The organism is Dyadobacter sp. BHUBP1 (assembly GCF_050587785.1).
Taxonomy (GTDB): Bacteria; Bacteroidota; Bacteroidia; order Cytophagales; family Spirosomataceae; genus Dyadobacter.
On the sequence record NZ_JBOBIH010000002.1, the window covers coordinates 854342 to 865230 of the forward strand.

A 10889-nucleotide genomic window follows, 5' to 3' on the forward strand; every position below is an offset into this window, starting at 1 on the left:
GCTTTTTGCTAAACCTGAACCCTTATGCTATTTGGAGCCAGCACGTTCATTTGGGTATCCCCGTTTTCGACGGCTAACATAGACCTGCTCGCCAAGGTCAAAAACATGGGTTACGACGTCATTGAAATAGCCGTGGAAGATACCCGTATTATCGATTGGAAGCACATCAGAGACACCGCCCGCGATCTCGACCTGAAAATCACCATTAGTGGTGCATTCGGCCCCGAGCGGGATATTTCAAGCACCGATCCCGCATTTCGCGAGATCGGGAAACAGTATATTATCGACTGCATCCGCATCGCCGGGCAAATGGATAGCCCGATTTTCGGAGGGCCATTGTACTCGGCAGTAGGCAAAACCCGCATTGTGTCGGCGGAGCAAAAAAAGCAGGAGCGTGCATGGTGTGTGGACATTTTGAAAGAAGTAAGCCCAATCGCCGGAGATTATGGGGTAACGCTTGGTTTGGAACCCTTGAACCGTTTTGAGACGGATATGGTCAATACGGTCGATCAGGCGTTATCGATCCTGGATGAAGTCGGAAATCCGAACCTGAAAATCGTGCTCGATACCTTCCATTCCAATATCGAGGAAAAAGATATTCCCGCTTCGATCAGGAAAATCGGGAAAGATTTGCTTTGTCATGTACAAGGCAACGAAAGCGACCGCGGCACACCGGGGACCGGCCATTTGGAGTGGCAAGGCATTCGGGAAGCGCTTACCGATATTGGTTATGATGGCGCGGTGGTGATCGAAACCTTCGGACAACCCTCCAAAGAACTGGCCCGCGCGGCCTGCATCTGGCGGCCATTGGCAAACAGCGCCGATGAGCTGGCCGAAGAAGGGCTATCCTTCTACCAAAAACTGTTTGTTCCAACACCCTCTGCTATCAATGCGTAAGAAGATCCTGCTTATTTTCTTGTTGACCATCTCCGCTGCGCTGTACGCGCAGGTACCTGTCGATTTAAAAGGGCTCGACAAGAAGAGCGGCGTTCGGGCGAGCGTCAGCGAGGCCATGCTGAACATAGAATGGCCCGCCGGCAACGCGGAGACCGGGAAGGTTTCCATTGATTTAAGTAAATCCAACCCGTTGATCGGTAGCCTGGGCATTGGTACCGGGGAAAGGCAATACACCATTGCCCGTAACCTCGACCCGGCCATCATCCTTACCATAGGCAAGCGCGACCTCGTTTCGCAGAATGGCTGGAATATCTTCTTTGATAAAACCCCTTATCTGAAATACCAGAGCTATGCCGTAAAACTTGATAAAACGGATGTAAAAGTGACCAGTAATGGCTCCCGCACGGAAGTTACCGTCAATGGGGCTAAAGCAGGCCCGTTTTCAGGCTCCATTCAATTTACACTCTATAATGGCAGCCCGCTGATGAACGTTGCAGCAGTCATGTCGACTAACGCCGATTCGCTGGCTGTGATTTACGACATAGGCCTTACCTCCCGTGAAACGCCCTGGCATAAGCTTTTCTGGGCTGATACCGAGGATTTTATGCGTAATGTGGTTGTGACCAAAATGGATACCGTCGAAATGATGGCCGTGAAATACCGGACGATCATCGGTCAGGGTAAGGAAGGTAACCTCGCGGTGTTCTCTGCGCCGCACCAGTATTTCTATCCGCTGGATAATTGCTACAACCTCGAACATATCTGGTACGGCGAGAATTACCGTAATCTGCTGCCGGGCTTTGGCATCGGTATCCGCCACGATTTGCTCGGCGACCGTCGGTGGGTGCCGTGGTTTAATGCGCCGCCGGGAACGCAGCAGCGTTACAATTTCTTCTGTCTGCTAAGCCGCGAAAAGGATGGTAAGGTGCTCGAAAATGTGAAAGCTTTTACGCATTCGGATAAGTATGAACCGCTTCCGGGTTATTACACGATGTCCAGCCATTTCCATCAGGAGCATGTGGACGATGTGCTCACGCGCAAGCCGCTGCCGGAGATGCCCGGTTTTGTCAAAGCATTCAGGAATACGGGCGTGAATATTGTGCATCTCGCCGAATTTCACGGTCCGGGTAGCCCGCGCGGACCGGAAGCTAAGCGCTGGCCCGAACTGAAAATGATGTTTGCGGAATGCGCGCGGCTTTCGGGTGGCAATTTTCTGTTGTTACCCGGTGAAGAACCTAATAACTTCTTCGGTGGGCATTGGATGAATATTTTTCCCAAACCGGTTTACTGGCTGATGTCGCGAGAAAAAGACCAGCCATTCGTGGAAGACCATCCCGAATATGGCAAAGTTTACCGAATCGGCAACAAGGACGAAATGTTGAAACTGTTGGAAATGGAAGATGGTCTCGCGTGGACTGCGCATGCGCGCACGAAGGGTTCTACCGGGTTTCCCGACAAGCATAAAGAAGAGGCTTTTTATAAATCCAACCATTTTCTGGGTGCTGCCTGGAAGGCCATGCCGGCCGATTTATCGCAACCCAAACTTGGCAAACGCGTGCTCGACCTGATGGACGATATGGCCAACTGGGGTTATAAAAAGAATGTCCTGGCAGAGGCAGATCTCTTCCGCATTGAGCCGAATTATGAATTGTATGGCCATTTGAATGTCAATTACCTCCAACTCGACCAGCTTCCCCGCTTCGAAGATGGCTGGCAGCCCGTACTGGACGCAATGCGAAAAGGTAAATTCTTCGTCACTACCGGTGAAGTGCTGATCCCGGCATTTAAAGTGAACAATGCAGTCGTGGGTGAAATAGCAAAGCCGGACGCGAAAGGGAATGTAGAGATTAGTCTCGATGCGAAATGGACTTTTCCGCTCAACCGTGCGGAAGTGATCTCCGGCGATGGCAAGGAAGTTTTTCACGATATCATTAATTTGAACGACACACAGGCTTTCGGTCAGAAGAGTTTTAAATTTACCCAAAACCTTAAAGGCCGGAGATGGCTACGGGTTGAACTCTGGGATGTGGCTGCGAATGGCGCATTTACCCAGATTATCTGGCTCGAATAACGATATTAACCAAACCTGAAATGATCAAACTACTCTTATCACTGCTATTCCCATTGATTTTGACCAGTCCCGGACTGGACGGTTCCCGACTGGATGGCCCCGGGGATAAGGAGTATAAAAACCCGGTTTTTGAACCCATTCTCGCCGACCCGAGTGTCGTGAAAGCCGACGACGGTTATTTTTATGCCTATGGAACACAGGACGATTGGGGCGATGGCCACGGTTCGCGGCTGATACCCATTGTGCGTTCCAAAGACCTCGTGCATTGGGATTATGTCAAAGAGGCATTCACTGTCAAACCTGCCTGGAAAGAAAAGGGCGGCATATGGGCGCCGGACGTCGTGAAAGTGAATGGTAAATACCACATGTACTACGCTTATTCGACCTGGGGAGATGTGAATCCGGGCGTGGGGCTTGCGATTGCTGATTCGCCATCGGGGCCGTTCGTGGATCAGGGAAAGTTGTTCGATAGCCGGGACGTTGAAGTTCCCAACTCGATCGACCCGTTTTACCTCGAAGCCGACGGTAAAAAGTATGTTTTCTGGGGCAGTTTCAGCGACAAGCCTGCGCAGGGGACCTATGGCGTGGAATTATCTGCGGACGGCAAATCTGTTCCCGACCTCTCGAAGAAGTTCAAAGTAGCTGCGGGCGATTTCGAGGCGGTGATGATCCAGAAGAAAGGGGATTACTATTACTTTTTGGGCTCGAAAGAGAGCTGCTGCGAGTTTGAGAAAAGCAAGTACCATGTGCGAATGGGCCGTTCCAAATCCATTTTCGGTCCGTTCCTCGACCAGGAGGGCAAGGACTTGAAAGAGCGCGGAACCGGCACCCTGTTACTCCACGGAAATGACGTGTACGCGGGGCCGGGGCATAATGCACGCTGGGTTACCGACGACGCGGGTGCCGACTGGCTCTTGTACCACGCTATCGGCAAGGCCGAACCAAGGGTATCGAGCGGCGCCAACCGCCGCGTGTTAATGTTGGATAAATTAACCTGGAAAAACGGCTGGCCCGAAATTTCCAATGCAGAGCCAAGCATAGAAAACCGGCCTGCCCCGCTTTTTAAATAACCAAACCAATTCTAAACACCTAATGAAATTGTTAAAAACGACGATCTGGGCTGTTGCGGCCTGCCTCATGTTGCAGAACTGCGCCAAGAAAGCCGACGAGAAAAAAGAAGAAGCCCCGGCACAGGAGCAAGCCGCTGCTGGTCGCCAAATATGGACTAAAGAGCAAGCCAAGGAATGGTATGCCAAGCAAGGCTGGCTCGTCGGTGCCGACTTCCTGCCCAGCACGGCCATCAATCAGCTCGAAATGTTCCAGGCTGAGTCGTTCGATACTGCCACCATCGATAAAGAGCTCGGTTGGGCGCAGAATATCGGTATGAACACCATGCGCGTTTACCTGCACGACCTGCTTTATCAGCAAGATTCCGCTGGATTTATCAAGCGCCTCGATACCTTTCTGAACATTACGAAAAAGCACAACATTAAGCCTGTACTCGTACTGTTCGATTCCTGCTGGGACCCGTTCCCGAAACTGGGCAAGCAGCGCGACCCTAAACCCGGTGTGCACAACTCCGGCTGGGTACAAAATCCGGGTTTTAATGCTTTGAAGGACAGTACGCAATATCCGCGTTTGGAAAGATACGTGAAAGGCACCGTTGGTGCATTCGCGAACGACGACCGGGTGTTGATGTGGGATATCTGGAACGAACCGGATAACACGAACAACAGCTCGTACGGTAAAGTGGAACTGCTCAACAAAGTGGACTACGTATTGCCGCTCATGGTAAAATCGTTCGAATGGGCACGTTCGGTGAATCCTTCACAGCCCCTGTCATCAGGCGTATGGGCAGGTGACTGGTCATCACCTGAAAAGCTGAAACCGATCGAAAAAGCGCAGATCGAACAGTCGGATGTGATCACATTCCATAATTACGAGAATGCGCAGGAGTTTGAAAAGCGCATCAAATGGTTGCAGCAATACGACCGCCCGATGATCTGTACCGAATATATGTCACGCGGAAACGGCAGCTTCTTCGAAACATCTTTGCCTGTTGCCAAGAAATACAATGTAGGCGCCATTAACTGGGGCCTCGTGGACGGCAAATCCCAGACCATTTATCCCTGGGACAGCTGGAAAAAGACCTATACCAAGGAACCCGACTTGTGGTTTCACGACATTTTCAGGAAAGACGGAACGCCTTACAAGCAGGCTGAGGTGGATTTGATTAAGAAGTTGACCAGCGAGAAAAAGAGCTACTATTAGTGTTAAATAGCAAAACAGCCCGGAATTGCTTCCGGGCTGTTTTGCTATTGCTGCTGCTTATTTCGTATCTCATTGTAAGCTGATTCTAAAAGAGTTTCCAGGAAAAACCGGTTCATATCTCTGCCCAACTCTTCGGAATTGGCATATATGCCTTTGGGGGGCTGCGCTTTGAAGTCATTCGTTTTCTTTGCTTGTGTTTTCATTGTGATCATTTTTTAAGTTACAAATCGACTGGTGACGAAAAAATATTGATAAGGTTGATTGGGTTTAAAAAGCTCGCGTTTGCCGTTATCGCTTCTGACTCCCCAAATCAGGTATTTTTCCAAAAACTTATCGAGGTCTCGCGAAATCGCAATTCTGTATAATCGGGTCTTGGCATCAGTATTTCCCATAAATCCAACAACAGCCCTCGGGTGTGCAGCCGTAAAAGTTTCAATTGTTTTAGATATAGTCGCCATGGTAGGTTTCACGTCTGCATTACTATTATTAATAGTCGCCGAAAGTTTCCCATCCCACTGGACTTCTGCTAATATCAGAGTATACAAAAAAGGGATTTCGGTTTCTTGATAAAGTATGGCTTTATGGGTTGCTGTATATCCGATACTCATAAAGTCAAAACGGCAACCATCTTCAAGAACTTTGACATCGTAAACGGATTGATCCATAACATAGCGGTGTATTACCACAACATTACGCATTCCACCTGGCCCTCTCCAAATCCGTTTATCAGGCGGTTACTTTATTTTCAAGAATGCAGATAAGGGTAAACTTTCGCTTTTCAACCGGCAAAGTCGAGTTGAATGAATATCTTCACAGCCGGAATTCTTAACCCCAACCTTATGAAATTAAAGTACTCTCTGACGACGTCGTGGCTGTTCGCCGCGACCATGCTTTTGCCATTTGTGGTAAAAGCGCAGAAAAAACAACCCAAACCCAATGTCATTTTCATTTACGCCGACGATGTCGGTTATGGCGACCTGAGTGCCTACGGCGCCACGAAAATCAGTACGCCCAACCTTGACCGGCTGGCGAAGGAAGGTATCCGCTTCACGAACGCACATGCGAGCTCGGCTACGTGTACGCCCTCGCGATTTGCGCTCATGACAGGCAAATATCCCTGGCGACAAAAGGGTACAGGCGTGCTCCCGGGCGATGCGTCGCTGATCATCCCGACGAATCAGCTGACCTTACCGGCCATTTTTCAAAACGCAGGCTATAAAACCGGATCGGTGGGTAAGTGGCACCTTGGCCTGGGCGAAACCAACAAGCAAATCAATTGGAATAAACCCATTACCAAAGGCCCGAATGAAGTTGGTTTTGACTATGCATTCTTTTTCCCTGCGACTTCTGACCGTGTTCCGACGGTTTTCGTGGAAAATCACGACGTGCAGGATCTCGATCCGAATGACCCTATTGAAGTGGACTATTCCAAAAAAATAGGTAATGAACCGACGGGGCTCGAAAATCCTGAATTACTGAAACTCCCTGCTTCGCCCAATCATGGGCATAACAATACGATTGTAAATGGCATCGGTAGGATCGGCTGGATGACGGGCGGTAAGCAGGCTCGCTGGACCGATGAGGAAGTAGCACACGTGTTTCTGAGCAAGGCAGAGCAATTCATTGAGGATAACCGCAAAAATCCATTCTTTCTTTATTTCTCGTTGAACGACATTCACGTTCCCAGGATGCCCAGCACGCAGTTTAAAGGCAAGAGTAAAATGGGTTTGCGTGGCGATGTAATCCTGCAAATGGACTGGACGGTGGGCGAGATATTGAAGAAACTCGACGAGCTTAAAATCGCAGAAAATACACTGGTTATCTTTTCAAGTGATAACGGCCCGGTACTCGACGACGGCTACGCCGATCGCGCCGTAGAGCTGGCGAAAGGCCACAGCGCTGCCGGTCCACTGCGCGGAGGCAAGTACAGTGCCTTCGAGGGTGGTACACGTGTACCCTGGCTGGCGCGCTGGCCGCAGGCTATCAAGCCCGGTATGGTGTCAGACGCATTGATCTGCCAGATCGATATGATGGCCTCGTTCGCCAATTTCTTTCAGCAGAAGACAGGAAGCGAGGAGGCTGTGGATAGTTTTAATGTAATAGATGCCATGTTGGGCAAAAGCCAAACCGGCCGCAGCTGGCTGATCAAACAGGGTGGGGCATTGTCGATCACGCAGGGCAACTGGAAGTACATCGAGCCGCGGGAAGGGAAGGCAGTTGCAGAGCTGACCAATATCGAAACGGGGGCTAATCCAAAGCCTCAGTTGTATGATTTGAGTAAGGATATTGGTGAGAAAAACAATGTGGCAGATAAGTATCCGGCGAAGGTGAAGGCGATGGCTGCGGAACTTGAAAAGGTTCGGGAAGCTGGGCGTAGCCATTAGTCTTAATGCACCAAGGCACGAAGTTACACGAATTTTCGCGAAGAGACATTCGTGTAACTTCGTGCCTTAGTGGTCCACCGCAGCCGGTGGCATTTAAAAAATTTACTACTACAATCCGTTACCATTCCAAACCGCCGACGTCTAAAAGCATAAACTCCAAACCAGTTTATGCTAAAACAATACCTCACCTCCGCACTAGCGCTGCTGGCATCATTGACCGGCAGCGCTCAAATGATCTACTTTCATCAGGATTTCAGCCAAACCACCGGCCTGATCAACCCGCAGCCCGATACCGGCCAATTCAGCCACGTCATACTCACGGCGCCCGCGCTTTCTTACCACAAATTTCATAAAGGCTATATGGAGCTCACCCGCAGCCGGCTGGATTCTGCAACAGGGGGGATTATACGTGCCATACGCGCCACCCCATTCAGGCCCAATCCTGAGACCCTTGTCGTTCGCATTACTTTGAATGTGGAGGAGATTCAGGCGCCTGCACTGAATGCGATGTATCTTTATGTGGGAGAAGACTTTAATCCGGTCAACAATTCTTTTCCGGGCAATGGGTTAATGTTCGCAAAATGCTCGGTGAACTTCCTCGAAGACGGGTTCAATATTAAAGACCTCGAAACCCGGCAAATGAGCAGAACTTACACCGAAAAGAAGCCGGTCACCCTCACCTGGGTATTGAACAACTCGAAAGAGCCCTTGTCCTATCGCCTGAATGCAACGTCTGCTGAGGAAACCGCGATGCCCGGGACATACGATCTGTGGGTAGACGATGAGCCGGTTGCCAGGGCAGCGAAGGCTTACCCAGGTACATCGGCCTATTCCAAAACCAAACTTTCCAATTTCGAAATGCGCTACCGCAATGGCGTGGGAAAGATCCGGATCGATGAAATATCCATAGACGACGGGAGACCGAACCCTGTTGCCGACAATGCGATCGTAGCTCCGAATCCGGCGAGCAGGGACCGGATTGCGCTTTCCGCGAAAGGAGTAAGTGCCTCCTCAGTTGGTCTGATCGATTTGAATGGCCGGATACTGCCATCGAAAACGGTGGTAGAAGCGCCGGGTAAGTTAAGCCTGAAACCGCTGAACCCGCTTGCGTCGGGTATTTACATTTTACAATTTCAAAACCAGGATGGTCGGAAACAGGCAGTTAAAGTCATGATCGAGTAACTGTTTGGATAGGACGATAACCTGATTCAATTAAACTAATCTTGTAAAATAAATTGAGTTTGCGGTTAAGTTTGACTTATTTAGTCGTCCCTTTCAGCAAGTTATGAATTCAACATCCCCTTTTCCGGAAGATCGCGTGCTCTGGCAGGATTTCCTGGCGGGGGAGGTGCGTGCATTTGAAAAGCTGATGTCCGACAACTTCCGCCTGCTTTTCAGGTATGGGAGCAAGTTTTCCAAAGACCGCGAGCTGGTAAAGGACAGCATTCAGGACTTGTTTCTGATATTGTGGGAAAAAAGGGATAACCTCAATCCCAACGCAGCCGTGAAGCCGTACCTGATGGCGTCGCTCCGTCGCCTGATGCACAGGCAGGTGTCCTCACGCTCATGGGTAGGCGGGGAAGCATTGCAGGAAGATGACGATTATTTCGAGATCGAGTTTTCGGTGGAAGACGATTATATCCGCAACGAAGCGACCTATTTCCGCACGCATCATTTACAGAAACTGATCAATGCGCTGCCCCGTCGCCAGAAGGAAGTAGTTTACCTCAAATTTTTCCAGGAGCTCAGCCGCGAGCAGATCGCCGAGGTAATGGCCGTGTCGCCGCAGACGGTTTCTAATCTGCTCCAAATCGCGATCCGGCATTTGAAAACGCATTGGAAAGCAGAATTTCTTATATTTTTTCTGCTGCATTTCCTGTTCTAACCCGCACTCTGTCAGCCGTTCAGTTAGTTTTTATTCTTTTTTGAAGAAATAATTTAAAAATTATTGGTATCCCGTGCCGCGCCTTGTCTATACACATTTAGACACAATGAACTGGTATGGACCGCTACAACGATTTTTCTGTTGAAGACTTTGTCTGGGACGATTTCTTTCGCCAATGGACATTGTCGCCCACCTCTGAAACCGAAGCGCTTTGGGATGACTGGATTGACGCCAACCCCGAGATGCTGGAAAAAGTGGAACAGGCCAAGGCCATTGTGCTTTCCCTCCGCCTGCACGAGCCGGACATCGACGATTCGGAGATTAACCAGGTGGTGAAGCGAACGGTCGGCCGGATTACGGAAACCATTGAAGATTCGGCCCGGGCGCCGCGTCGGCTGATACCGGCGTTTTCCATTCCCTGGATGCAATTTGCGGCCTCGGTCGCATTGATCATGCTGATGGGCTGGGCTGTGTATTCGGTGATGATCAAGAGGGAAGAAAAACCAGAGCTTGGGCAACAGGATAACATGATCGAACACAAAAGAGCTTTGACGGAAAAAAACAATTCAACTTCCCAAGCCATCGAACTTGCATTGAGCGACGGCAGTAAAATCAGCCTCGCACCGAAAGGCCGCATTCGCTATCCCGAACGATTTGACGGGGAACGGCGGGAGGTTTTTCTGGAAGGTGAAGCATTTTTTGACATTGCCAAAGATCCTGAACATCCGTTTTTGGTGTATGCCAATGGCTTGGTTACGAAAGTGTTGGGAACCAGTTTTCGCATTAAGGCATATGGCGATTCGCGGGAAGTGACGGTGGAAGTGAAAACCGGAAAAGTGGCCGTATTCGCGCAGTCGGACCCGCATTTGAAAGAAAAAGTGGCTGACAGGCAGTTCCAGGGCGTTGTGTTGACGCCCAACCAGAAAATCATCTACGCCCGCAACGAGGTAAAAATGGTGAAAACGTTGGTCGAGAAGCCTGAAATGGTCGTTTCAAAAGCCGAAATACCCCAGTTTGAATTTGAGGATACGCCTGCGAGCGAGGTCTTCAACACGATCGCTAGGGCGTACGGAATCGAAATTCTATACGATGAGGCGTTGTTAAAAGATTGCCCGCTCACCGCACGCCTGGATAATCAGACACTTCACGATAAACTCAGTATCATTTGCAAGGCCGTAGAATCGAGCTACGAGATCGTCGATGGCCAGGTGATCATCCATAGCAAAGGATGCAGGAATTAACCCGAAACAATCACGTAACCCTTTAAACCAGCACAAGAAAAAACAGAAAGCTTATCCTAGAAAAGAGCCGGCAATGTTCCCGCATCACCGGCTCCGAGAATTCCCTGACAGGTTGGTCGCCATTACCCTCCCCGGTGGGA

Annotated in this window: 10 protein-coding genes; 8 read left to right on the forward strand and 2 right to left on the reverse strand. The window is 49.9% G+C overall.

From position 1 onward, the window contains the following. Nucleotides 1-24 precede the first annotated feature (24 nt). The 4 genes from ACQ4MZ_RS10335 to ACQ4MZ_RS10350 are packed head-to-tail and all read left to right on the forward strand — an operon-like array spanning nucleotide 25 to nucleotide 5239. Nucleotides 25-897 (forward strand): sugar phosphate isomerase/epimerase family protein, encoded by an 873-nt coding sequence (locus tag ACQ4MZ_RS10335; RefSeq protein WP_430844784.1) that lies wholly within the window; start codon nucleotides 25-27, stop codon nucleotides 895-897. Then, on the forward strand, nucleotides 890-2968 hold the full coding sequence (locus ACQ4MZ_RS10340; RefSeq protein WP_430844786.1) for a hypothetical protein: 2079 nt from the start codon (nucleotides 890-892) through the stop codon (nucleotides 2966-2968). The genes ACQ4MZ_RS10335 and ACQ4MZ_RS10340 overlap by 8 nt, the downstream gene beginning before the upstream one ends. Before the next feature lie 20 nt (nucleotides 2969-2988). After that, entirely contained in the window at nucleotides 2989-4038 is a 1050-nt protein-coding gene (locus ACQ4MZ_RS10345; RefSeq protein ID WP_430844787.1) for a family 43 glycosylhydrolase, read from the forward strand. Nucleotides 4039-4060: 22 nt separating this feature from the next. After that, nucleotides 4061-5239, forward strand: a complete 1179-nt coding sequence (locus ACQ4MZ_RS10350) for a cellulase family glycosylhydrolase (RefSeq protein WP_430844789.1) — start codon at nucleotides 4061-4063, stop codon at nucleotides 5237-5239. A 44-nt stretch (nucleotides 5240-5283) separates the two neighbouring features. Here the strand turns inward: ACQ4MZ_RS10350 and ACQ4MZ_RS10355 are convergent, their stop codons facing one another. Next, nucleotides 5284-5442, reverse strand: coding sequence for a hypothetical protein (locus ACQ4MZ_RS10355; RefSeq protein WP_430844790.1), 159 nt, complete (start codon nucleotides 5440-5442; stop codon nucleotides 5284-5286). Nucleotides 5443-5454: 12 nt separating this feature from the next. After that, complete coding sequence (locus tag ACQ4MZ_RS10360) at nucleotides 5455-5904, reverse strand: DUF6934 family protein (protein WP_430844792.1); 450 nt, start codon at nucleotides 5902-5904, stop codon at nucleotides 5455-5457. Nucleotides 5905-6078: 174 nt separating this feature from the next. Between ACQ4MZ_RS10360 and ACQ4MZ_RS10365 the strand changes: the two genes are divergently transcribed. From ACQ4MZ_RS10365 to ACQ4MZ_RS10380, 4 genes are all read left to right on the forward strand, one after another. Then, nucleotides 6079-7623, forward strand: coding sequence for a sulfatase family protein (locus tag ACQ4MZ_RS10365; protein WP_430844793.1), 1545 nt, complete (start codon nucleotides 6079-6081; stop codon nucleotides 7621-7623). A 168-nt stretch (nucleotides 7624-7791) separates the two neighbouring features. Continuing rightward, entirely contained in the window at nucleotides 7792-8805 is a 1014-nt protein-coding gene (locus ACQ4MZ_RS10370) for a T9SS type A sorting domain-containing protein (RefSeq protein ID WP_430844794.1), read from the forward strand. A gap of 103 nt (nucleotides 8806-8908) precedes the next feature. Beyond that, entirely contained in the window at nucleotides 8909-9508 is a 600-nt protein-coding gene (locus ACQ4MZ_RS10375) for an RNA polymerase sigma factor (RefSeq protein ID WP_430844796.1), read from the forward strand. Nucleotides 9509-9624: 116 nt separating this feature from the next. Then, complete coding sequence (locus tag ACQ4MZ_RS10380) at nucleotides 9625-10749, forward strand: FecR family protein (RefSeq protein WP_430844798.1); 1125 nt, start codon at nucleotides 9625-9627, stop codon at nucleotides 10747-10749. Nucleotides 10750-10889: the final 140 nt, after the last annotated feature.